General features: G+C 68.7%; 16 protein-coding genes. 12 read left to right on the top strand and 4 right to left on the bottom strand.

What is annotated here, in order from left to right:
• The first annotated feature begins 7 nt into the window (after positions 1–7).
• Complete coding sequence (locus tag VMT40_RS02080) at positions 8–3373, top strand: 3-carboxy-cis,cis-muconate cycloisomerase family FAD/NAD(P)-binding protein (protein ID WP_326356281.1); 3366 nt, start codon at positions 8–10, stop codon at positions 3371–3373.
• Positions 3374–3497: 124 nt separating this feature from the next.
• On the opposite strand, the gene VMT40_RS02075 is transcribed toward VMT40_RS02080, so the two are convergent.
• Positions 3498–3923 (bottom strand): DUF5997 family protein, encoded by a 426-nt coding sequence (locus VMT40_RS02075; RefSeq protein WP_326356280.1) that lies wholly within the window; start codon positions 3921–3923, stop codon positions 3498–3500.
• Positions 3924–3982: 59 nt separating this feature from the next.
• Here VMT40_RS02075 and VMT40_RS02070 point away from each other — a divergent pair, with 59 nt between their 5' ends.
• The 3 genes from VMT40_RS02070 (at position 3983) to VMT40_RS02060 (ending at position 7876) form a co-directional block, all read left to right on the top strand.
• Complete coding sequence (locus tag VMT40_RS02070) at positions 3983–4921, top strand: LysR family transcriptional regulator (RefSeq protein ID WP_326356279.1); 939 nt, start codon at positions 3983–3985, stop codon at positions 4919–4921.
• Between the two features lie 208 nt (positions 4922–5129).
• Positions 5130–5654 (top strand): EXLDI protein, encoded by a 525-nt coding sequence (locus tag VMT40_RS02065; protein ID WP_326356278.1) that lies wholly within the window; start codon positions 5130–5132, stop codon positions 5652–5654.
• A 47-nt stretch (positions 5655–5701) separates the two neighbouring features.
• Complete coding sequence (locus tag VMT40_RS02060) at positions 5702–7876, top strand: MMPL family transporter (protein ID WP_326356277.1); 2175 nt, start codon at positions 5702–5704, stop codon at positions 7874–7876.
• 290 nt (positions 7877–8166) lie between these two features.
• Here the strand turns inward: VMT40_RS02060 and VMT40_RS02055 are convergent, their stop codons facing one another.
• Positions 8167–8952, bottom strand: a complete 786-nt coding sequence (locus tag VMT40_RS02055; RefSeq protein ID WP_326356276.1) for a CPBP family intramembrane glutamic endopeptidase — start codon at positions 8950–8952, stop codon at positions 8167–8169.
• Positions 8953–9030: 78 nt separating this feature from the next.
• Positions 9031–9966 carry an RluA family pseudouridine synthase gene (locus VMT40_RS02050; protein WP_326356275.1) on the bottom strand — a complete coding sequence of 312 codons (936 nt, stop codon included), beginning with the start codon at positions 9964–9966 and terminating at the stop codon, positions 9031–9033.
• Between the two features lie 79 nt (positions 9967–10045).
• Here VMT40_RS02050 and VMT40_RS02045 point away from each other — a divergent pair, with 79 nt between their 5' ends.
• The 3 genes from VMT40_RS02045 to VMT40_RS02035 all read left to right on the top strand — a co-directional run bounded on the left by VMT40_RS02045 (position 10046) and on the right by VMT40_RS02035 (position 14590).
• The gene (locus VMT40_RS02045) at positions 10046–10855 is read left to right on the top strand and encodes a DUF4190 domain-containing protein (RefSeq protein WP_326356274.1); all 810 of its coding nucleotides are present in this window, start codon (positions 10046–10048) and stop codon (positions 10853–10855) included.
• 115 nt (positions 10856–10970) lie between these two features.
• On the top strand, positions 10971–12851 hold the full coding sequence (locus VMT40_RS02040) for an ABC transporter ATP-binding protein (RefSeq protein WP_326356273.1): 1881 nt from the start codon (positions 10971–10973) through the stop codon (positions 12849–12851).
• Entirely contained in the window at positions 12848–14590 is a 1743-nt protein-coding gene (locus VMT40_RS02035) for an ABC transporter ATP-binding protein (protein ID WP_326356272.1), read from the top strand. The genes VMT40_RS02040 and VMT40_RS02035 overlap by 4 nt, the downstream gene beginning before the upstream one ends.
• 60 nt (positions 14591–14650) lie before the next feature.
• On the opposite strand, the gene VMT40_RS02030 is transcribed toward VMT40_RS02035, so the two are convergent.
• The gene (locus tag VMT40_RS02030) at positions 14651–15118 is read right to left on the bottom strand and encodes a hypothetical protein (RefSeq protein ID WP_326356271.1); all 468 of its coding nucleotides are present in this window, start codon (positions 15116–15118) and stop codon (positions 14651–14653) included.
• Positions 15119–15353: 235 nt separating this feature from the next.
• On the opposite strand from VMT40_RS02030, the gene VMT40_RS02025 reads away from it, so the two are divergent.
• From VMT40_RS02025 to VMT40_RS02005, 5 genes are all read left to right on the top strand, one after another.
• Positions 15354–16646 carry a SidA/IucD/PvdA family monooxygenase gene (locus tag VMT40_RS02025; protein WP_326356270.1) on the top strand — a complete coding sequence of 431 codons (1293 nt, stop codon included), beginning with the start codon at positions 15354–15356 and terminating at the stop codon, positions 16644–16646.
• Between the two features lie 42 nt (positions 16647–16688).
• Entirely contained in the window at positions 16689–17630 is a 942-nt protein-coding gene (locus VMT40_RS02020) for a methionyl-tRNA formyltransferase (RefSeq protein WP_326356269.1), read from the top strand.
• Positions 17631–17726: 96 nt separating this feature from the next.
• Positions 17727–18494, top strand: coding sequence for a thioesterase II family protein (locus VMT40_RS02015; RefSeq protein WP_326356268.1), 768 nt, complete (start codon positions 17727–17729; stop codon positions 18492–18494).
• A gap of 5 nt (positions 18495–18499) precedes the next feature.
• On the top strand, positions 18500–19819 hold the full coding sequence (locus tag VMT40_RS02010; RefSeq protein ID WP_442789919.1) for a polyketide synthase: 1320 nt from the start codon (positions 18500–18502) through the stop codon (positions 19817–19819).
• Positions 19812–23327, top strand: coding sequence for an SDR family NAD(P)-dependent oxidoreductase (locus tag VMT40_RS02005; RefSeq protein ID WP_326356266.1), 3516 nt, complete (start codon positions 19812–19814; stop codon positions 23325–23327). The genes VMT40_RS02010 and VMT40_RS02005 overlap by 8 nt, the downstream gene beginning before the upstream one ends.
• Positions 23328–23337: the final 10 nt, after the last annotated feature.

Below are 23337 nucleotides of genomic sequence, written 5' to 3'. Positions count from 1 at the left end.
AGTTTGCATGCTCGACAATGTATTACGGCTCGCCATTATTGGAATGGGACCCCGGGGCCTGAATGTCTTCGAACGTGTTTGCGCCAATGCTCGGCAGTTAGGATTCACGGCCGGTGTCGAACTGGTCGTCATCGACTCGACACGCGTCGGCACCGGCGCGGTCTGGCGCACCGGGCAATCCCCGCACCTGCTCATGAACACGGTCGCGGAGCAGGTCACCATATTCACCGATGACACCGTCGAGATGGCCGGGCCCGTGGAGCGCGGGCCCAGTCTCTACGAATGGTCCAATTTCCTGGCGAAAATCGGCAATTTCGCGGGACTGCCGTCCGAGGCGTTCCAGCAGGCGCTGCGCATCGCCCCGGAAACCTATCCACCGCGCGCCTACTACGGTCATTACCTGCGCTGGGCGTTCGAGCGCACCCGGGACCGCTACGCCGAATGGGTGCGGGTGCGCGAAATCGTGGCAACCGTCCTGGATGTCCGCGATGGTCCCGGCGGATTCCAGGAATTGGACCTCAGCACCGGCGAACGCCTGCGCGGCCTGCACGCGGTCGTCCTCACCCAGGGCCACCTGGCCGAGACCCCGCCCGCGACCGCCGGTTCCCTCACCGAAACCGCACAGCGCCTGGGGCTGACCTACATTCCGCCGGGCAATGCCGCCGATGTCGATATGGACCGCATTCCCGAGCGCGAGCCGGTGCTCATTCGCGGCCTGGGCCTGACCTTCTTCGACTATCTGGCACTGCTGACCGCGGGCCGCGGCGGCCGCTTCAAGGAGACCGACAGCGGCCTCGAGTACATCCCCTCCGGCCGCGAACCGTTCATCGTCACCGGCTGTCGCCGCGGCGTGCCGCATCACGCGCGCGGCGAACATCAGAAGGGCGTGTCCGGCCGCTACGAGCCGCTGCTGCTCACCGGCGATCGCATTGCCCAATTGCGCGAGCGCGCACGGAGATTCGGCGATGTCTCCTTCCGTCGCGATGTCTGGCCCGCTATCGCGAAGGAAGTCGAGTCGGTCTACTACACCCGCCTGCTCGCCGACCGCATCAGTCCGCAGCGACTGGCGTCCTTCCACGACCGCTACCTGCTCGCCCAGCGCAGCGAGGACACCGAGGAACTGTTGAACCGCTTCGGTATTCCGCCCGCCGACCGCTGGGACTGGAACGCCCTGGCCGATCCCATCGGCGCCCGCTGCTTCACCGACCCCGACGACTTCCACGCCTGGCTGCTGGCCTACCTCGACGCCGATGTGCACCAGGCTCGCCTGGGCAATGTGCACGGCCCGATGAAGGCGGCCCTGGACGTCCTGCGCGATCTGCGCAACGAGGTCCGGCTGGTGGTCGACCACGGCGGCATCGCGGGCTCCTCCTATCGCGACGACCTGGATCGCTGGTACACGCCGATGAACGCCTTCCTGTCCATCGGCCCACCGGCACACCGTATTTCGGAACTGGCGGCCCTCATTCGCGCGGGTGTGGTGCGGGTCGCCGGTCCGGGCATGCGGGTCCGGGCGGACGCCGGGCGCGAGTGCTTCGTGGCCGATTCACCCCGGGTGGGTGATTCGGTGATGACGGCACGTTCCCTCATCGACGCCTGGGTGCCCGCGCCGGACCTGCATCGCACCGCGGATCCCTTGCTGCGCAATCTCTTGCGCCGCGAGGAGGTGCGCGGCTACGCGATCGCCTCCCCGGACGGCAGCCGCTACCGCACCGGCGGCCTGGCCATCGCGCCCGGCACGCATCATCCGGTGGACGCGGTGGGGCGAATCCATCAGCGCCGCTACGTGTTCGGGGTGCCGACCGAGGCGGTGCGCTGGGTGACGGCGGCGGGCCCGCGCCCCGGCGTCAATTCGGTGACCCTGGCCGACGGTGACGCCATCGCCCGCGAGATCCTCACCGCCCACCGCTACGAGGGTCCCGCGATCGAACATCCCGGGGTGCAACGGCATTCCGAGCTCGCCGATGAGTGTGAGAGGCACGCTATGACGGTGGAATGCGGCCTGCTGGCCCCGGTCGGGGTGGGCACGCCGGTGGAGTCCCTGCTGGGCGACGACGCCTGGATCGAGGCCATGCTGGAGGTGGAGCTGGCGCTGGCGCGCGCCGAGGCGCGGCTGGGCATGGTGCCCGAGACCGTCACCGACCATCTGGCGCTGGCGGTGCGCGAGCACGCGTTCGACGCCCGCGAGATCGCCCAGGCCTCGCGCGGGGCGGCCAACCCGGTGGTGACGGTGGTGGAACGGCTGCACGACGCGGTCGCGGACGTGGATCCGGTGAGCGCCAACTACGTTCACTACGGCTCCACGAGTCAGGACATCCTCGACACCGCGACCATGGTGATCGCCTCGCGGGTGCTGGCGGTGGTGATCGCCGACCTGGACACCATCGTCGCGTCCCTCGCCGAGCTGGCCCGCCGCCACCGCACCACGCCCATCGCGGGCCGCACGCTGGCCATGCACGCGGTGCCGACGACCTTCGGCGCGAAGGTGGCGATCTGGATGCAGGGCCTGCTGGACGCCCGCGAGCGGCTGGCCCGCGTGCACGCCACGCTCCCGGTGCAATTGGGCGGCGCGGCAGGCACTTTGGCCTCCTACATCGAATGCGCCCGCTGCGCCGACTCGGAGCTGTCGGCCGCGCCCGCCGGTGAGATCATGGAACGCCTGACGCGGGAGTTCGCGAAGGAACTGTCGCTCACCGTGAATGCCACGCCCTGGCACACCGTCCGCACCCCGATCGCCGACCTGGCCTCCGCGCTGGCCCTGACCTCGGGCACCCTGGGCAAGCTGGCCGTGGACGTGATCTCCCAGTCCCGCAATGAAACCGCCGAGCTGCTCGAACCCGCGGCCGCCGGGCGCGGCGAGTCCTCGGCCATGCCGCAGAAGCGAAACCCGGTGCTGAGCACCATGATTCGCGCGGCCGCCCTGCAGGTCCCGGCCCTGGCCTCGACCCTGTTCGGCGCGTTGCTGGCCGAGGACGAGCGTCCCGCCGGGGCCTGGCACGCCGAATGGCAGCCGCTGCGCGAATGCCTGCTCCTGGTCGGCGGCGCGGCCCACACCGCGGTCGAACTCGCCTCGGGCCTGATGGCCGACGCCGACCGCATGACCGAGAACCTCGCCCTCACCGAGGGCCAGATCGTCTCCGAACGCCTCTCGATCCGCCTGTCCCCCCTCCTGGGCAAGCCGATCGCCAAGAAGACCCTGCAAACGGCCTCCTTCGAGGCCCAATCCACCACCCGCCCCCTGCTCGAAATCCTGGCCGAGTCCCCCGACATAGCCCCCCACCTCACCAAACCCGAACTGGCAGAACTCCTCCGCCCCGAGAACTACCTCGGCGCGGCCCCGGACCTCGTGGACCGAGTCCTCCGCCGCCTGTGACAACCGACCGAACGAGCCAGGGTTGGAACTCGGGACCATTCGGGCTTTTGCGCCGGGATGCCGTCACGGCCGAGCCTCGAGGTGGCTGGAAGCTGGGCGCGGGTTCCCCGGCCAGCCAGCTCCTCTACTTGCCTTCGCCGAAGCGGTTCTTCGGCGGGCGGTTGGAGGCGGCGCGGCGGGCGGCTTCCTTTTCCTTGACCCGCTCGGCTTCCTTGCGCACCTCGATGAGGTTCTCCCGCTCGCGCACCAGCCATTCCGGCGGGTCGGCGAGCAGGGTGTCGATCTCGGCGGCGGTCAGGGCGTCGGAGATGCCGTTGCGGGCCAGTCCCGAGTTGGAGATCCCGAGTTTGCGGGCCACCACGTCGCGCGGGAACGGACCGGTCTTGCGCAGTTCGGTCAGCCATTCCGGCGGATTCGTGCGCAACTCCTCGAGCTGGGCGCGGGTGACGGGTGAGTTCCGGAATTCCTCGGGGGTTGCCGGGAGGTAGATGCCGAGTTTGTCGGCCGCGGTCAGCGGCTTCATGGTCTGGGGGTTCTTGTCCGGGCTCACCGATCAAGGGTATCGGGCGCGCGGGAGGAACCTGCCGACCGGTGCAATAACCTGGCCTCATGAGCCGGTTGGAGTCCATCGACACCACGCGCCTGCGCTGGTTCGTCGCGGTTGCCGAGGAATTGCATTTCGCGCGTGCGGCGCGCGGCCTCGGGATTTCGCGGCAGCGACTGAGCGGAACGGTCATCGAGCTGGAGGAAGAGCTCGGTACCCGGCTGTTCGTGCCGGGCGCACAACCGACCCAATTGACCGAGGACGGACGCGTACTGCTGGGCGAGGCCCGGGAGCTGATCGCGGCTGCCGCGGCGGCAGAGCCGGAGGCCACACCGGCGGCGGCCGATCGACTGCGTGTCGGTTTCGTCCCGGGCGTGACCGTCACCAAGTGGGAGCGCATCTGGGCCGAGCGCTTCCCGGACATCGCGCTGGAGCTGACCCCGATACCGATGAAGGACCAGGAGTCGGCCCTGCGCGCGGGCGCGGTGGACATGTGCTTCGTCCGCCTGCCCATCGACCGCGAGGGCCTGAGCGCCATCCCGCTCTACCGCGAGGTCCCCGTGGCCGTGGTCCCCAAGGACCATCCGATCGCCGCGTTCGATCAGATCGCCACCGCCGATCTGGCCGACGAGCGCCTGCAGGACGCCTCCGACCTCGACGATGCCGCCATGACAATGGAATTGGTGGCCGCCGTCAGCGGCGCGGCGATCGTCCCGCATTCGATTGCCCGCCTGCACCATCGCAAGGATCTCGTCTACCGCACGGTCACCGACGCACCGGAGACCGAGGTCGTGCTGGCCTGGCCCGTCGATCGCACGACGGAATTGGTCGAGGAGTTCGTCGGCGTGGTGCGTGGCCGTTCCGCGCGCAGTTCCCGCTCGCCCTCGGCCCAGCAGGCGGAGGCCCCGAAGCGCAAGAAGCCACCCGCCGCCAAGAAGCCCGCGGCCGCGACCAAATCCCGGCAGGGCGCAGCGAAGAAGCCGGGCAAGCGCCGCGGTCGATAACCGTCACCCGCGTCTCAGGGACGATCCGGGAAAACTTCAGGGTCGACTCAGGGTTGCGCTATACGTATACGTCTACTTATAGTGGCTGAGGACGCTATAAGCGGTCCGGGCACCCTGAGAACCGGTGCGGCACAGCGGAAAAGGACCCGCAGTGCCGTGTTGTACAACCATGCCCATATGCGCATTCTCTGATGATTTGGAGCACCCCATGGACTTCGACAAGGAACAGCAGAACACGTCCGCCACCAACGAGCTGGTGATCGACTCCCTCCCCGAGGGCATGCAGGAGATCACCCTGTGCGTCGGCCCGGGCGGCGGCCGCACCCAGCGCTTCGTCGGGCGGCTGCTCTCGCGGGCGCATCGGGTCACCACCGAGGGCAGCGAGACCATTCGGGTCTACCAGAGCCGCAAGGGCAAGCTGGTCGTCCACAGCCACATCATCGACTGGAACGACTTCGCCACCGCCACCAAACACGCTGCTCAGGAGAAGAAGGAGGAGTTCATCACCGCCAAGAACAACTCCGATTCCTCGGATTACTCGCCGATCATGAACTGGGCCAAGGGCTTTAAGAACTGGCGCGAGATGCTCGGTTTGGATGAGGATGGCTATGGCGACTTCACCCTCGACATCGTGGATTCGCTCGGGGAGTTGCGCGATCGGGTTCCGGCGAAGGTTTATCGGATCGTCGCGGATGTGGTCGAGAACCCGTCCACCCAGGTCCTCGACATCTGAATAGACATCTGAATAGCGCGGCCGAACCCTGAAAGGACTTCTCCCGCATGTTCTCCCGATTGGGGCGCTTCGTCGTCCGATTCCCGTGGCTGGTGATCGCCGCGTGGGTGATCGCCATTGTCGCGGTCGTCGCGTCCGCGCCGAAGCTCACCGCCACCACCGACCAATCCGACTTCCTGCCTTCGCATTACGAATCCATTCAGGCGATGGAGTTGCAGCAGAAGGCATTTCCCAAGAGCAATACTCCGGCCGCGCTCATCGTCTTCGAACGCTCCGACGGCGCTCCCATGACCGATGCCGACACCGCCGCCGTGCAGGCCGCCGCCGCCAAGCTCTCGGAGCAGTCGGGTCTGACGGGGCAGGAGCCCAAGATCAAGGACGTCACCGCGGTCGCGGCGGTGCCGCCGTCGGGGAACCGGGCCATCGAGGTGGTCGCGGTGCAGATGACCAAGGTCACCAGCCCCAATGACACCCGCCAGACCGATGCGGTGAAGTCCCTTCGGGATTCGCTGAAGGAGCAGGTGCGGGGCACCGACCTGAAGGCCGGTGTCACCGGCACCGCGGCCCAGAACCTGGATCAGCAGGATTCCAGCAAGAAGGGCCTGATCATCATCGGCGTGGCCACGGTGGTGCTGATCCTGGTGCTGCTGCTGGTCATCTTCCGCAGCCCGATCATCGCGCTGCTGCCCATTCTGGTGATCTTCCTCGTGGTGTCGCCGATGGTGAACGGCCTGCTCGGCATTGTGAGCGACGCCTTCAACCTGAAGATCGACAGTTCGGTCGAATCCCTGTTGGTGGTGGTGCTTTTCGGCGTCGGCACGGACTACATCCTGTTCCTGATGTTCCGTTTCCGGGAGCGCCTGCGCGCCGGTGACGACGCCAAGACGGCCGTGGTGAACGCGGTCACCCGGGTCGGCGAGGCCATTACCTCGGCGGCCGCGGCGGTGATCATCGCCTTCGGCGCGCTCACCCTGTCCACCCTGGGCATGTTCCGCTCCATGGGCATCGCCCTGGCCATCGCGGTGGCGGTGACGCTGCTGGCGGGTCTCACCCTGATTCCCGCGATCGTCTCGCTGTTGGGCACCAAGGTGTTCTGGCCCTCCAAGGCCTGGCAGACCGAGCCGAAGGCGGCGCGTTTCGCCGCGGTCGGCGGCGCGCTGGGCAAGCGTCCGGCGCTGTTCGCGGCCGCCTCGGGTGCGGTGCTGGTCGCCCTGGGCATCTTCGCCTTCGGCTTCAATCCGACCTTCGATCTGAGTTCGGGTTCCACCTCCGACACCTCCGAATCCGTGGTCTACGGCAAGGAATTGCTCAAGGGCATGCCCGCGGGCAGCACCCAGCCCTCGCAGGTGTATCTGCAGAGCCAGCACGGCGCGCTCACGGCCGACGAGTTGAACGCCTTCGCGGCCGCGCTGAAGGTCAAGGGCGTGGGCGAGGTGGGCGCGCAGCCCGCCCTGTCGGAGGACAAGACGGTGGCCGAATACCAGGTCACCCTGTCCGACAAGCCCGAATCCGACGCGGCCCTGAAGACCGTGAAGGGTCCGCTGCGCGATGCCGCGCACTCGGCGGCCCCGGTCGGCACCACGGCCGTGGTGGGCGGCATGACCTCGGTGTTCGTCGACTTCCAGCACGCCATGAACCGTGACTACACGGTGGTGTTCCCGGTCGCGGCGATCCTCATCATGATCGTGCTGGCCCTGCTGCTGCGCAGCCTGGTCGCGCCCTGGTACCTGATGGCGTCGGTTTTCCTCGGCTTCGCGGCCACGTTGGGCGCCGCGGTGCTGGTCTTCCAACACGCACAGGGGAATTCGGGTCTGATCTTCACCTTGCCGCTGATCATGTACCTGTTCGTGGTCGCGCTGGGTACCGACTACAACATCCTCATGGTCGCCCGATTGCGGGAGGAGGCCCGCGAGGGTCACGATCCGCATCGTGCCGCGGCGCTGGCGCTGCGTCACACGGGTCCGACGGTGGCGGCGGCCGGTGTCATCCTGGCGGGCACCTTCGCCTCGATGATGTTGGCGGGCAACACCGTGCTGACTTCGATGGGCTTCGCCATCTCGGTCGGTATCACGATCGCCGCCTTCGTCATGGCGATGTTCTTCACCCCCGCGGTGACCGCCCTCATCGGTCGGCGCGCCTGGTGGCCCGGCCACGGCGGTGACGCCCAGCCGGTGAACTGGGACAAGGAGTTCGCCTCCGAGGACGTGGCCGCTCGCCACTGACGATCGGTAGGGGTACCGGCGACACGAAGCGGTAGCCGAATAGGTTGGCCCACTTCTCACTTCGAGAAGTGGGCCAATCTCGTTGTCACGACCTTGTTGCCACGACCAGGTCTGACAGAAACACGTTTCACTATTTTCGGGAAAGCGCCACGGGCGGAACTGGACCGCCGATACAGTTCGCCCGCGGGGACGCAACAGACTCGGTTCGGCGGGCTCGTACCGCCGGGCCGTCCCGGGCCGACTGACCCAATCCTCTGTTCCCAGGTCAGTCGGCCCCCCTTTCCGTCGTGCTACCGCACCGTCACGTGCCACACCACGGCCGCGGCCAGCGCGCCCGCGCCGTTCACCGCCCAGTGCAGGGCGATGGGCGCGAGCAGACTGCCGCTGCGGCGGCGCAGCCAGGTGAAGACCACGCCCGCCCCGGCGGTCGCGATCACCGCGAGTCCGATGCCGAGGATCTGCCCGGCCGGGCCGCTCCCGAGGAATCCGGACAGGCCCTTGTTGCCGCTGGTCAGCCCCAGCGAGGAGGCGATGTGCCAGAGCCCGAAAAGCATTGACCCGGCGGCGAATACGCCCCGCGCCCCGGCCACCCGGTCCAGGGTCCCGTGCAGCACGCCGCGGAAGGCGAGTTCCTCGGGGATCGCGGTCTGCAGCGGAATCACGATCATGGACGCGATGAGCGCACCGGACACCGCCGCGTATCGATCATTGAGGAAGAACGGTCGGGTGATCGGCAGCGCCGCCCCGATGGCCACGGCCGCCAACACCACGCCCACGGCGGCCAGCGCCCACAGCGATCCGCGCCGCCACTGCCGCGGCGAGAGTCCGAGCTCGGCCCAGCCGAGTCCGCGCCGCCGTACCACGGCCACCAGCACCACCGCGGCAATCGGTACCGAGAGGATGCTGGCCCACTTGTTGGTGAAGTGCGCGATGAGGTTGGTGCCGATCAGCACGAGGACGACGACGGCGACATCGATATAGGCGTGCAGCTTGTGGCCGGGCGGGGTGGTCGGCTCCTCGATCACCTGGTCCGTGCTGGTCGGGACCCGGACCGCGCCGTTATCGTTTCGAGACATCGACGCCAGTCTACGAGCGAATTCTTGGAATGCGCTTCGATTGTGGTTAAGCCCGCTGCCCGAATACGCCGCCCGCGGTCAGCGCCCGAGAGCCCAACCCTCGGGATCGTCCCAGGCCTGCAGGGTGCGCGCGGTCTCGAACCGGCGTGGTTCCTTGGTGATCGGGTCGGTGAATTCCAGTGTCGAGGCCAGTAGCTGCAATGGCCGTGTGTAATCGTCGACCGGTTTGTCGGTGAGTTCGGGATAGAAGTCGTCGCCCAGGATCGGAATGCCGAGGCCGTTCATGTGCAGTCGCAGCTGATGAGTGCGCCCGGTCCGGGGTTTCAGTAGATAGCGGCCCATGCCGTCGCGATGATCGAGCAATTCGACCACGGTCTCGGCATTGGGTTCGCCCTCGGTCTCGTACGCCCGCAGCACCTGGCGTTCCTTGACGATCCGGCTGATCACCGTGCGCGGCAGCGCCAGTTCCGGGTCGAAGCGCGCGATGGCCTGATATTCCTTGCGCACCAGCCGCTTGTGGAACATGGTCTGATACGCCCCGCGCCGCGCCGGATTCACGATGAACAGCACCAATCCGGCGGTGACGCGGTCGAGTCGATGCGCCGGAACCAGATCGGGGAGATCCAATTCGCGGCGCAATTTCACCAGGGCGGTCTGCAGAATGTGCTGCCCGCGCGGAATCGTGGACAGGAAGTGCGGCTTGTCCACCACCAGAATGTCGTCGTCGCGATGCACGATGCCGATCGGGAACGGCACCTCGGTCTCCTCGGGCAGGTCCCGGTGGAACCACACCGCGCCGCCGGGCGCGTAGGGCGTGTCCAGCGCGATGGGCCCGTCCAGATCCACGATGCCGCCCTCGCGCAGCAGTTCGTCGATCCGTTCGGGGCGAACCCGCGGCAAGCGGTCGACGAGGTGGTCGCGAATGGTCGCCCAGTCGCCGTCCTCGGGCAGTCGCAACCGGGCCGGATCCAGTCCGTGCCGCTTGGGGAGCGGGGGTTGCTGACGGCGTCTCACCTGCCAAACCCTAGTCCCCGGGTTTGTCCGGACCAGAGGGTACGGTTGGCCCACGCCCGGAATGTCTGGGTACGAACGAGTGATCGGGGGTCTCGTGTATCCGAACGACCAACAGCCCCAGGGATACCCGGGCCAGCCCGGGCAGCCGGACCCGGGCCAGCAGCCCTACCCGCACTACGCCCAGTCCGGGCAATGGGATTATCAGCAGGGTCAGCCCGGCTACGCGCCGATGCCGCCCGCCTATCCGATGGCCCCACCGCCGCCGCAGGGCACCAATGGTTTGGCTGTCGCGTCGCTGATCTTCGGTGTGATCGGCGGGTGTCTGCTGTCGATCCCCTTCGGCATCATCGCGCTGACCCAGATCAAACAGCGCAATCAGAACGGCCGGGGATTGGCGATCGCCGGGCTGATCGCGTCGGGAGTGTGGGCGCTGGTCGCGGTTTTGGTGTTTGCGGTCGGTGTGGCGACCGACTCGAAAAACTCGGCCTCCCAGGACAATTCGACGCGCACGGGCCAGCCGGATGCGCCGACCTCCATCTCGGTCGACGATGTGAAGACCGGCGACTGCCTGCAGACCGTCCAGGAGGGCACCCACATTCGCCGGGTGACCATCCTGCCCTGCGATTCCCCGCACGACGCCGAGGTCATCACCCAGGTCCATCTGGCCGGGTCCTGGCCGGGCTCGGCGGACGCGTCCTCGCAGAAGGCGAACGATTCCTGCGAGCAGCAGCTGCAAACCATGCTCGGCAACAGCTCCATGTACGACCAGCTGCAGCTGTTCATCCTCTATCCCGCGACCCAGACGCAGTGGAACAAGTCCGGCGGCCGGGCGGCCTGTCTGGTGCAGGACGGCAGCGGCAAGAAGCTGACCGGGAAGGTGCCGCGCTGATCGGAACAGAGTCGCGCCGACCGTCGGTATGGTCGTCTAGCAAAAGTTAGCCTAACCTATCTTCTCGCCGGTGCTCGTGGGGAGCATCGGGCCGATGAAGGTGGGAGGCGGACTGATGACGGTCGAGTCACCGCCCGCGGTCGAGGCGCAGGCCATCGACCCGGGCCAGGCGGCAGCCGACGGGGGAGGGCCGGACGCGAAGGCCGAGGCGAAGGCTCGGCGGCGGCGAGAAGCGCGGGCGCGCAAGGAGATTCTCGCTCCGGTCAGCGGCCCGCTGGCGATCGCCGGGCTGATCGTGGCGGTGGCCTCGGTGTGTTCGGTGCTGCCGTTCCTGCTCATCGTGTCGGCCTGCCGTGAGTTGCTGCGGTATTCACCCGACACCGACCGGGTGTGGCGGCTGCTGCTGGTCGCGGTGCTCGTGCTGGTGGCCCGCGCGATCCTGCAGGCCACAGCGCTGACCTGGTCGCATGCCGTGGACGCCCGCTATCAGCTGAGCCTGCGCCGCCTGCTCGCGGACAAGCTGACCCGGGTCCCGCTGGGCTGGTTCGGGGCGCGCGGTTCCGCGGAGGTGAAGAGGTACCTCCAGGACGATGTGGAGGCGCTGCACTATCTGGTGGCGCACGCCCGGCTGGACTTCATCGGCTCGGTGACGATTCCCCTGGTGACCCTGATCTATCTCGCCACGGTGGACTGGCGACTGACCCTGGTCCTGCTGCTGCCGCTGGTCGTCTACGCGCTGTGCATGCGCGCCATGCTGGATGAGCCCGGCCGCCAACGGCTTTCGGCCTACAATGCCGCCGAGCAGCGCACCCGCGCGGCCACCGTGGAATTCGTGGACGGCATCCAGGTGGTGCGGGCCTTCGGCCGGGCGGGCAAGGCGCACACCGAATTCCGCGTGGCGGTCGAGGAGCAGACCGAGCGGCTGCGGCGCATGAAGCTGCCGGTCATGACCGTGCAGTCGATTTCGGACGCGGTCGTCTCGCCGGTGTTCGTCATGCTGCTGATCGTGGTGGCGGGGCTCGCGGGCGTGGGCCTCGAGTGGCTGGAACCCCTGGATCTACTGCCGTTCCTGCTGGTCGGCCTCGGCCTGGGCAGTTCGCTGCTGGGCCTGGGCTACGGCGCGCAGGCCCTGCGCACGGCCGGTGATGCCGCGCTGCGCCTGCACGAACTGCAGGCCACCCCGGAATTGGCCACGGGCTCGGGCGAATCCGAGATCCGGCAGGACGACCCCGCCGGGCTGATTCGTTTCGAGGACGTGAGTTTCGGCTACCGCGACGACCACCTGGTGCTGCGCGGCATCACCCTCGAGCTCGCCCCGGGCACCATGACCGCCCTGGTCGGCCCGAGTGGCTCCGGAAAATCGACACTGGCCAAGCTGCTGCCCCGCTTCTACGACGTGAGCGATGGTCGAATCACGATCGGCGGCCGCGATATTCGCGACATACCCAGCGAAGAGCTGTATCGCACGGTCGGATTCGTCTTCCAGGACGTCCGCCTGATCCGCGGCAGCATTGCCGACAACCTCCGCCTGGCCCGCCCCGACGCCGACGACGCGGCCCTGGAACGCGCGGCCCGCGCGGCCCGCATTCACGACCGCATTCTCGCCCTCCCGCGCGGCTACGACTCCGAGATCGGCGTGGACGCCGTCCTCTCCGGCGGTGAGGCGCAACGCCTTTCGATTGCCCGCACCCTGCTCGCGGACACCCCGATCCTGGTCCTGGACGAGGCCACCGCCTTCGCCGACCCCGAATCCGAGGCCGCGGTCCAGGACGCCCTCGCCGAACTGGTCTCCGGCCGCACCGTCCTGGTCATAGCGCACCGCCTGCACACCATCACCGGCGTGGACCGAATCCTGGTGCTCCAGCACGGAACCCTGGTCGAACAGGGCGACCACGCCACCCTGCGCGCGGCGGGCGGTCTCTACCAACAGCTCTGGGAGATCAACGAGGCGGCGCTCGCGGCCGTCGCCGACACCGACCGGGAGGAGACCCGATGATCCGCAAGGTGCTCGGGCTCATCCCGAGCGAATACGCCCCTCTCACACCGCGATTGCTGCTCGCCATCGTGGCGCAGGCGCTGTCGCAGGCCGTGGCCTACGTGCTGTTGGTGCCGGTATTGCAGGCGCTGTTCGACAATGATCTGGGCCGGGCCTGGTGGTGGACACTGTGGCTGGCGGTGGCGGTGCTGGCCGTCGTGGTCTTCGGCTATCTGCAGTCGCTGCTCGGTCTGCGGATCGGGGTCGGCATGCAGCACGGCCTGCAGACCCGGCTCGGGGATCGGCTGAACGCGGTGCCACTGGGCTGGTTCGACGATCGGCACGCGGGGGAGTTGTCGCGGGTGGTGGTCGAGAATGTCCGCGAGGTACAGGGGCTGGTCGCCTATCTGCTGGCGAAAATGCTGACCGGCGTGCTGGTTCCGCTCGGTGTGGCCGTCGGCATGATCTTCGTGGACTGGCGCATCTCGCTGGCCATGCTGGTGGCGGCCCCGGTGCTGTTCGGGGTGAACCTGTGGGCCAACCGCTCCTATGCCACCGCCGACGAGCGCATGCACGCCGCCGCCGGTGAGGCCAATGCCCGCGTGCTGGAATTCGCTCAGGCGCAACCGGTTTTGCGTTCGCTCGGCGCGGTCGGCGCGGGCAATCGCGCCCTGGACGCCGCGCTGGCCCGCCAGCGCAAGGCGGCCACGGGCCTGCTGCTCGCGGCCGTGCCCGGTCTGATCGTGTTCTCCCTTGTCGTGCAGGCGATCTTCCTGGTGCTGGTGTACCTGGTGGTGGGCCGGGCCACCGACGGCGCGATCTCGGCCGCCGCGGCCATTGCCCTCATCGCCGTGAGCTCCCGCTTCATCGAACCCCTCACCCAGGCCGCGCAGTTGGGCGGCGCGGTCCGCACGGCCGCGGCGGCCGCCGACCGGGTGACCGCGCTGCTCTCGGAACCGTCACTGCCGCAGCCGGACTCGGCGGTGGTGCCCGGTGCCCCGCAGGTCGAGTTCGACGGCGTCACCTTCGGCTACGGCCCCGACAAGCCGGTGTTGACCGACGTGTCCTTCACCGCCGCGCCCGGCACCACGACCGCCATCGTCGGCCCCAGCGGTGCGGGCAAGTCCACACTGCTGCGCTTGGCCGCCCGCTTCCACGACACCGATTCCGGCAGTGTCCGCGTCGGCGGCCACGATGTCCGGGCGCAGCCGACCGAGACCCTGCTCGACCAGCTGGCGCTGGTCTTCCAGAACGTCCATCTCTTCGATCGCTCTGTGCTGGAGAACATTCGACTCGGCCGCCCCGACGCCACCGATGCCGAGGTGCTGCGCGCCGGTGCGGTCGCGCGAGTCGACGAGATCGCCGCCCGCCTGCCCAATGGCTGGCAGACTCGGGTCGGCGAGGGCGGCTCGGCCCTGTCCGGCGGTGAGCGGCAACGGGTCTCGATCGCCCGCGCCCTGGTCAAGGACGCCCCGATCGTGCTGCTCGACGAGGCCACCAGCGCGCTCGACCCGCAGAACGAGGCGGTCGTGGTGCGCGGTGTGCACGAACTCACGCGCGGGCGAACGGTTCTCGTGGTGGCGCATCGCCTGGCGACCATCGCGCACGCCGATCAGATCCTGTTCATGGACGGCGGCCGCATTGTCGAACGCGGTACGCACGCCGAACTGCTCGCCCTGGACGGCCGTTACGCGGCCTTCTGGAACGAGCGCACCCGCGCCTCGGGCTGGCGGCTGGAGTCCGCGGCCGAGGCGGTCTGACGGGTATGCGAAAACCCGGGCATCCCATCGGATGCCCGGGATTCGCTGTGCTCGGATTCGTCAGAGGCTGCAGGGCAGCATGGCAATACCGGCGACGGTGCACTCGGCTTCCCGGGTCAGCTTCCAGGTGCCGTCGATCTCACGCCAGGTGAGGGTGAAATTCCACGGCTCGTAACCCTCGATCGAGGTCTGCAGCCCGGCCGTCATGGTGTCGCCGGAGACGTTCACCGGGCCCTGCACCGCCCACTTGAAGCTCGGCGGGGCTGCGGCGATGACCGTGCCGACCTGATCGATCAGCGGCAGTCCGGCCTCACCGGCCTCCAGTTCGGCGGCCCGCGCGGTGCGATCCGCGCCAGTGTTCAGCACCAGCGCGAGCTTCGACTGTAGTTCTCCCACACCGGGATTCGCCGCCTTGACCGGCGCGACAACCGGCAGTGCGGAGGCGGGGGCGACGGTGGCGGCGGCACCGCCCAGGACAGCGGCCACGGCCACCGCGGCGGCCGCGATGCGACGCATGTTCTTGATCATTCGAGTTCCCATCGTTTTCGGTCAGGTGTCCGATCCACGGGCTTGCGCTGCGACCGGGACCCGACCAATATAAGGTAAGCCTATGCAAACATAAGACCCCACGGTTTGGAAGCGCGTCACCCGATCCCCTTCCCCGATCGGCCATTTCGGCCTGGCCGCCGTGGGGGTAGCTGAACAGTGGCTGCCATCACAGTCGGGCTGTCATTGCGGTTGGCCGGAGAGAGCAGGAGCATCAGTGGACACACTTCTCGTGGTCGGAGCCGGTCCCAAGGCGATGGCCGTGGCCGCCAAGGCGCACGTGCTGCGCGCACTCGGACTGCCCGCACCCCGCGTGGTGGTGGTCGAATCCCATGCGGTGGGCGGCAACTGGCTGCCCTCCGGCGGCTGGACCGACGGCCGCCATCGCCTGGGCACCAGCCCGGAGAAGGACGTCGGCTTCCCCTACCACTCGAATTGGGCACGCGGTCGCAATCGCGAGATCGACGCGGCCATGCGGGCTTTCAGCTGGACCGCCTACCTGGTCGAGCACGGCACCTACGCCGAGTGGGTCGACCGCGGCCGACCCAGCCCGCAGCATCACCTGTGGGCCGACTACCTGCAGTGGGTCGCCCGCAAGTCCGGCGTCGAGGTCGTGATGGGTTCGGTGCGAACGATTTCCGCCGCCGCCGACGGCTGGCTGGTCACCGTGGTCGACGCCGATGGCGTCGAGAGCACTTTGGACGCGGACCGCCTCATGATCACCGGCCCCGGCAACAGTCGCCGCGCCCTCGCCGACCATCCGCGGGTGCTGAGCATCGCGGAGTTCTGGGATCTGGCCGCCAAGCGCCGCCTGCCCGTCTCCTCGCGGGCCGCGGTGATCGGCGGCGGCGAGACCGCGGGCTCGGCCATGGACGAACTCGTCCGCCACGACGTGCTCACCGTCTCGGTCATCTCGCCCAAGGCCACCATCTACACGCGTGGCGAAAGCTATTTCGAGAACTCGCTGTTCAGTGATCCGGTGAAGTGGCCCGCGCTCAGTATCGAGGAGCGCCGCGACGTCATTCGCCGCACCGATCGCGGTGTCTTCTCGGTGCGCGTGCAGGAGAGTCTGCTCGCCGACAGTCGCGTACATCACCTGCAGGGCAGGGTGGTCCGGGTGGCCGCCCGCGACGAGGCGGTGGCCCTGACCCTGCGCAATGAGACCCGACCCGATCAAGTCCACACCTTCGACCTGGTGGTGGACGCCACCGGCGGTGAATCGCTATGGTTCCTGGATCTTTTCGACACCGATGCCGCGGACCTACTGGAACTGGCGCTCGGCGGCCCGGTCGATCAGGCGCGCCTGGAGTCGGCCATCGGCTACGACCTGGCCGTCTCCGGTCTCGACGCCAAGCTCTACCTCCCGAACCTGGCCGCGCTGGCGCAGGGCCCGGGCTTCCCGAATCTGAGCTGCCTGGGCGAACTTTCGGATCGGGTGCTGGCCTGCGCCCCGGAGGAGGTGCGGCGCTCGGTGGCGGTGGGTGTGGCCCACACGCGCTCTGGCAAATAGGTTAGGCTTAGCTTACTTCGAGCAAAGGTGAGGTTCGGTTAGATGCGTATCGTCTCGTTCGGCTTCCAGACCTGGGGCCGGAAAACCCTGCAGGCCCTGATCGATTCGCGCCACGAGGTGGTGCTGGCGGTCACCCACCCGGCCGCGGAGTCCACCTACAAGGCCATGTGGTCGGATTCGGTCGAGGAACTGGCCCGCGCGCACGGGATTCCGGTGCACCTGACCGAACGGGCGGACGCGGAGACCATCGACCTGGTCAAGCGGGCCGAGCCGGACGTCATCGTGGTGAACAGCTGGTACACCTGGATGCCCGAGGAGCTCTACAACCTGCCCCCGCACGGCACCCTCAACCTGCACGATTCATTGCTGCCCAAGTTCACCGGGTTCTCGCCGGTGCTCTGGGCGCTGATCAGCGGTGAGGCGGAGACCGGGCTGACCGTGCATCGCATGGACGCGGGCCTGGACACCGGCGACATCCTGGTGCAGAAGCGCCTGCCCATTGCTCCGGACGTCACCGGCACCGAATTGGTGCTGGCCGGAATGGAACTCATTCCGGACGCGGTGAACGAGGCGCTCGACGCGCTGGAGAACGGCACGGCCGTGTGGACGCCGCAGGACAAGGCCGAGCGCACCTACTTCCACAAGCGCGCCGACCGCGACAGCCGCATCGACTGGTCCTGGCCCGCCGTGGATCTGGAGCGATTCGTGCGCGCGCTGTCCGCGCCGTACCCGCCCGCCTTCACCTACTACCGGGGTGAACGGGTGGAGGTGCTGTCGGCGCGAGTGGCCGAATTCCGTTGCGGCGGAACACCGGGCCGGGTCGTGGTGCTCGACGGCGGCGCGGCCGTGGTGTGCGGGCCGGACGCCTTCCGCGGCGGCAATGCGGCGCTGGTCATCACCCGGGTGCGCACCGCCGACGGAGTCGAGCACGACGCGGCCGAATTCTTCTCGCGCGGTGGATATCTGACCGATTCGGCGGCATAACCCCACCTCCGCGGCAGCAGTCAGTCGCCGCTCGCGGCAGCAAGCAGTTGCCGCTCGCGGCAGCGCGGTGCTCGTACATCTCAGGAGTTCACAGTCATGGCAGCAAGTCTCGGATGGGTCCGGCAGTTCCACAAACCCGCGTCGGCCGATCTTCCACCCCTGCTGATCTGTCCGCACGCGGGTGCGGGCGCATCCAGCTACCGGGCGTTCTCGAAGGTGCTCAGCGACCGGTTCGACGTGGTGATCTTCCAGTACCCGGGCCGCCAGGACCGGGCGCGGGAGGCGGCGCTGACCGAGCTGCCGCAGCTCGCGGCGGGCGCACTCGCGGAATTCCTGGTCTCCGAGCATCATCGGGGCCTGCCGCTGACGGTATTCGGGCACAGCATGGGCGCGATGGTCGCCTTCGAACTGGTGCGCGCGGCCGAGGCGGAGGGCGTGCCGGTGCGGCTGCTGGGCGTGTCGGCGGCAGTATCGCCGGGCCGGGCGGCCGAATTGCCGCCGCATCCGACCGAGGACGAGCAGATCCTCGACCACCTGGGCAAGCTGGAGGGCACCGGCGCGGACGTGCTGGCCAGCCGCGAGGTCATGCGCATGGCGCTGCCGGTGGTGAAGGCCGACTACCGCGCCTTCGACTCCTACACCTGCGCGCCGGATATCAAGGTGCGGGCCAAGATTCAGGTGCTGGGCGGTGTGGAGGACCCGTTCGTGACGCCGCGCGACCTGTACGGCTGGGCGAATCACAGTGCGCAGGAACTCGAGGTGACCATCTTCGACGGCGGCCACTTTTACCTGAACGAGCACACCGCCGGGGTCGCCGAGCTGCTGGCGCCGTCGCCGCGCACCGCCGGGGTGGGCGCGGCATGACCGGCATGACAAGCGATTTCGAACCCATCGTCATCGCCGGGATGGCGATCGAAGCACCCGGCGGCGTGGACACCCTGGCCGCCTACTGGTCGGCGCTGTCGCAGGCGCGCGAGCTCATCGGGTCGTTCCCGCGCGATCGGGAATGGCCGCTGGAGCAGCTGCTGTCGCTGCATCGGGTCGAGGGCTGGAGCCGGGTGCCCGATGCGGGCGGATTCCTGGACGGTGCAACGGAATTCGATCCGATGTTCTTCGGAATCACCCCGCGCGAGGCCGTCTCCATGGATCCGCAGCAGCGGGTCGGCATGCGGGTCGCGTGGCGGGCGCTGGAGAACGCGGGCATCAATCCCGGGTCGCTGGACGGGGCCGAGGTGGGCTGCTTCATGGGGGCGTCGGTCAATGAGTACGGCCCGGTGTCGGCCGCGGTCACCGACTACAGCGGCTATCGGGTGACCGGCACCGCCCTGGGTGCGGTGGCCGGGCGCATCTCACACGGTCTCGGATTGATCGGGCCGTCCATGAGTGTGGACACCGCCTGTGCGTCGTCGCTGACCGCGCTGCACCTGGCCGCCAACGCGATTCGCAATGACGAATGCGAGTGGGCGCTGGCCGGTGGCGTCTGCGTCATGGGTTCGCCCGCCGCCTTCTACGAGTTCTCCAAGAACAATGCGCTGGCCGCCGACGGTCACTGCCGCGCCTATGCCGCCGACGCGACCGGGACGCTGTGGGGCGAGGGCGCGGGTGTCGTTGTGCTGGAACGAGAATCGCGGGCACGCGCGCTCGGACACCACGTCTACGCGCGGGTGCTCGGCACCCGGGTCAATCACAATGGCAAGGGCGCGCCGCTGGCCGTGCCGAGTTCGACCGCGCAGCGGCGACTCATCGATTCGACCCTCGCGGCGGCGGGCATCAGCGCCGATGCCATCGGGTTGATCGAGGGACACGGCACCGGGACCCCGGTCGGCGATCCCCTCGAATTGACTGCTCTCGCAGCCGCTTACGGTGCTCCCGACCGGGCATCGGGTCCGTTGCTGGGCTCGGTGAAGTCCAATATCGGCCACGCCCAAGCGGCCTCGGGCATGCTCGGCCTGATCAAGGTGGTGCTGTGCGGGCAGTACGGGCAGATCGCCCCGACCCTGTTCGCCGACAACCCCACCGACAAGCTCGACTGGGAGTCCACCAGTCTGCGCCTGGCCACCGCACTCACCCCGTGGGAGCCGCGCGACGGCGTCCGCTACGGGGCCGTCTCCTCGTTCGGCGTCGCGGGCACCAATGCGCACGCCGTGCTCGCCATGCCCGTTCCGGAGCTGGAGGATCTCCATGTCTGACTACCGCCTCCCGGACGGCACCGTGCCGGTCCTGCTGTCCTCCGAGACCCCCGACGGGCTGCGCGCGGAGGCCGCACAGCTGTCCCGCTACTTGTCGGAGCGACCGGAGGTGACGCTGGAGCGGGTGGCGGACATGCTGTTTCGCACCCGGACGGCGCGCCGCCGCCGCGCACTCGCCATGGTGTCCGGCCGTGACGAGCTGCTGGCCGCGCTCGACGCCATTGCCGCGGACGCCGACCATGCGGCCGTGGTGACGGGCGTGGGTGCGGCCAGCGCGCGGCGGATCGGCTTCGTCTTCCCCGGTCAAGGCAGCCAACGGCCCGGCATGGGCAAGCTGTATTACAAACTGTCCCAGGCGTATCGGGCCGAGGTCGACGCCTGTGCCGAGCTGCATCGCGAACACTACGGCCACGTCCAGCCGCTGCACTATCTGCTCGGCGAGGAGGGCCGTTTCGAGGACACGGTGTGGGAAGTCCAGCCCGCCTTGATGTTCCACATGGTCGGGTTGGCCGCCATGTGGCGGGCGGCCGGTGTGCGGCCCGCCGCCGCCATCGGCCACAGCCAGGGTGAGCTGGCCGCCGGATGGGTGGCGCGGGTGATGACGCGGCGCGATGCCGTCATGGCCGTCACCGAGCGGGCGCGACTGGTGGAACGCATTTCCCCGCGCGGGTATTCGATGGCCGTGCTCGGCATGGACCGCGAGGAGGTCGAGGCGCTGCTGGCCCGCCACTCCGGCTGGGCCGAGCTCTCGGTGGTGAATTCGCCTCATATTCTGGCGATTTCGGGTGACCGGGCCACCATTGTCGATATGGTCGCCACCGCGCACGCGCGGGGGAAGTTCGCCAAGGAGATCCAGGTCGCCTATCCGGCGCACACCTCCATCGTGGCCGAACTGCGCAGTGACTTCGAAGCGTTTCTCGGCGAGCAGATGAGCGCCCCGACCTTCTTCGCGGGCGAGATCCCCTGCTACGGAGCCACTCTGGGCGCGGAGATCACCCCGGACCTTGAGCACGACCGGTATTGGTTCTGGAACCTGCGCAACCGCGTCCGCTTCGACCGCGCCATTGTCGCGGCCGCCGTGGACGGCATCGACACCTTCGTCGAGGTCGCCGAACACCCCACCCTCCAACTCGCTGTCCAGGAGAACCTCGGCCTGGTCCCGCAGGACCCGGCCCTGCCGCCCCGCGACTTCCGCGTCCTCGGCACCTCCCTGCGCACCGCCGACAGCCTCCGCGACTTCACCCGCAACCTGGCCACCATCGCCGTGCAGGACCTGGGCTACGACTGGCAGTCCCTACGCACCCCCGCCAGCACGGGCACGGTGACCCTGCCGCTGCGCGACTTCCCCCACACGGTCATGAACCCGCAACGCCTGTGGGCCACCTACGAACCCCCCGCCGGACAACCGATTCCAGAATCCACCCACCGCCGCCCGCACCGGCTGGCCGAAACCTGGGTCCGCCTCGACAAGCGCTCTCTGGTCCCCCCGCGCGACCTCCTGGTGGTCGACCACACCGGCCGCTGCCCCGAACTGGCCGCGGCCCTCTGCACCGCCGCCCACAACCATGGCGGCTCGGCACGCGTGCTGGGCGGCGACAAGCGTCGGGTAGAAACCTCCCCGAGCGCTGCGGGGTCGGCGGCGGTGGTCACCCACGATCCCGGACGCACCACGGATGTGCCGGGTGGCCCCACTCTGCCGCGCGCGGTGGCTCCGACCGCAGGCGGAGAGGGCAATCCGTGCGCCAGCTCGGGACACCTGCCCGCTGCTGCCGGGGATTACGACACCGTGGTGATTCTGTTGCCGGAATTGCCGGAAATGGACGCCTCTGCGGCGCTCGAGGAGGCTGCGGCGTTCTTCTCGGATCCGTCGTGGCTGCCGGATCTGGCCGGGGTCACCAATTGCTGGTTGGTCACCGTTGGTGGGGAACAGATCACCGCCGATGATCCGGTGCCGCACCAGTTCCACGGTGCGGTCACGGCCGGGTACCGGTGCTTGGGGATGGAGTCGTTGGGGGTTTCGTTCCGGCGCGTGGATCTCGCCGCGGGACAGGCGGATGCGAGCCGGGCGGCGGCGCTGGTGCGGGCTGTACACGTGAAGAACGAACCAGAGCTCGCGCTGCGCGATGGCGCGGTCTATGCCAAGCGGCTGGAAGTCGATGCAGCGCAGCCGGGTCCGGCCCGCGACAGCGATCTGTCGCACGTGGTGATCGTCGGCGGTACCGGCACTCTCGGCGTTGAATTCTGCGCCTACTACGCGCGCCGGGGCGCACGCCGCATCACCCTGCTCAGCCGCTCCGGCGAGACCGATGCAGTGACCCGCCGACTACGCCCGATCCGAGCGCTGACCGATGCCGAGATCGTCGTCGCGGCCTGCGATATCACCAACGAGTCCGCGGTGCTGAAACTCGCTGCCCAACAGCGGATTCCGGCCACCGTTCTGGTACACGCGGGCGTGAACTACGTCCGTGCCGAGCTGGCCGATGTCACGCCCGAGAAGTTCCGCGAAATGGCCGGTTCCAAGATCTACGGCACTGAGAACATGCTGCTGTCCTGGCCGCGCACCGGCGACTGCAAGGTCGTGCTGTGCTCCTCGGCCGCAGCCACTTTCGGTGGTCGGGGCCAGATCCTCTACGCCACGGTCAACCGCATGCTCGACGTGCTGGCTCGGCGGCTGCGCGCCCAGGGCATCGACGCGGTCGCCATGCAATGGGGTCTGTGGGATCTCGAAGGCCCGCTGCACGCGGTCGGTACCGCCCCGGTTCAGGCCGCCGGTGTCACCCCGATGCGTGCCGCCGACGCGCTGGAGTGGGGCTTCGCCCAACATGCCGACCATCCCGGCGCGGAGAACCGCCTGGTCGCCGCCGCCGACTGGAACGACGTCCAAGCCCTCATGACCGCCATCGGCCAGGGTCCGCTGCTCGACGATGTGGTGGCCGCTGCCGCCACGGAAGAGTTGGCCCGCGCGGCGAATTCGGCCGTGGGTGGCCTCACCGCCGACTCGCCCGCTGGGATCTCGATGCCGACGGATGCCGCACGGGCGCTTGGCGGCGTGAGCCATCCCGGTGCGGTCTCAGGGCCGGTCGGTGCCACTCCGCATTCGGCTACAGCCGCGGGATATTCGGATTCGGGCGCGCGGCCTTCGGCATTCGGGCCACCGGGTTCCGCCGCGGCTGTGCAGGTGGGAGTGGGCGGTGCAGGTTTTCCGGTGGCCGCCGGGGGCGAATCCGCCGCCGTCGCTGCCGGGTATTCGGCCACCACCACTCCCGAGTCCGGTGCCGCGAATCTGGCGGAGTTGGTGCGGCGGGAGCTGGGGAAAGTGATGGGGGCCGACACCGAGGCCTTCGACACTTCCGTTCCGCTCGTGGCCCTTGGGCTGGATTCGTTGCAGGCCTTGGATTTCCGTAAGCGGGTGCAGGTCGAGCTGGATCGGGATCTGCCGGTGGCGGCGATTCTGGGCGGCGCGTCGCTGGACGACGTGGTGCGGCTGATGGCCGGTAGCCGGGCGTAAGTCGCCGACA

It is taken from the genome of Nocardia sp. CDC160 (assembly GCF_035818795.1).
In the GTDB taxonomy this organism is placed as follows: domain Bacteria; phylum Actinomycetota; class Actinomycetes; order Mycobacteriales; family Mycobacteriaceae; genus Nocardia.
This window is presented reverse-complemented; position numbering and strand designations above follow the sequence as displayed.

Coding starts and splice junctions, on each gene's coding strand:
- VMT40_RS02080 (WP_326356281.1), top strand. CDS start 8: ATGCTCGACAATGTATTACGGCTCGCCATTATTGGAATGGGACCCCGG.
- VMT40_RS02070 (WP_326356279.1), top strand. CDS start 3,983: ATGAGCCGGTTGGAGTCCATCGACACCACGCGCCTGCGCTGGTTCGTC.
- VMT40_RS02065 (WP_326356278.1), top strand. CDS start 5,130: ATGGACTTCGACAAGGAACAGCAGAACACGTCCGCCACCAACGAGCTG.
- VMT40_RS02060 (WP_326356277.1), top strand. CDS start 5,702: ATGTTCTCCCGATTGGGGCGCTTCGTCGTCCGATTCCCGTGGCTGGTG.
- VMT40_RS02055 (WP_326356276.1), bottom strand. CDS start 8,952: ATGTCTCGAAACGATAACGGCGCGGTCCGGGTCCCGACCAGCACGGAC.
- VMT40_RS02040 (WP_326356273.1), top strand. CDS start 10,971: ATGACGGTCGAGTCACCGCCCGCGGTCGAGGCGCAGGCCATCGACCCG.
- VMT40_RS02035 (WP_326356272.1), top strand. CDS start 12,848: ATGATCCGCAAGGTGCTCGGGCTCATCCCGAGCGAATACGCCCCTCTC.
- VMT40_RS02030 (WP_326356271.1), bottom strand. CDS start 15,118: ATGATCAAGAACATGCGTCGCATCGCGGCCGCCGCGGTGGCCGTGGCC.
- VMT40_RS02020 (WP_326356269.1), top strand. CDS start 16,689: ATGCGTATCGTCTCGTTCGGCTTCCAGACCTGGGGCCGGAAAACCCTG.
- VMT40_RS02015 (WP_326356268.1), top strand. CDS start 17,727: ATGGCAGCAAGTCTCGGATGGGTCCGGCAGTTCCACAAACCCGCGTCG.
- VMT40_RS02010 (WP_442789919.1), top strand. CDS start 18,500: ATGACAAGCGATTTCGAACCCATCGTCATCGCCGGGATGGCGATCGAA.
- VMT40_RS02005 (WP_326356266.1), top strand. CDS start 19,812: ATGTCTGACTACCGCCTCCCGGACGGCACCGTGCCGGTCCTGCTGTCC.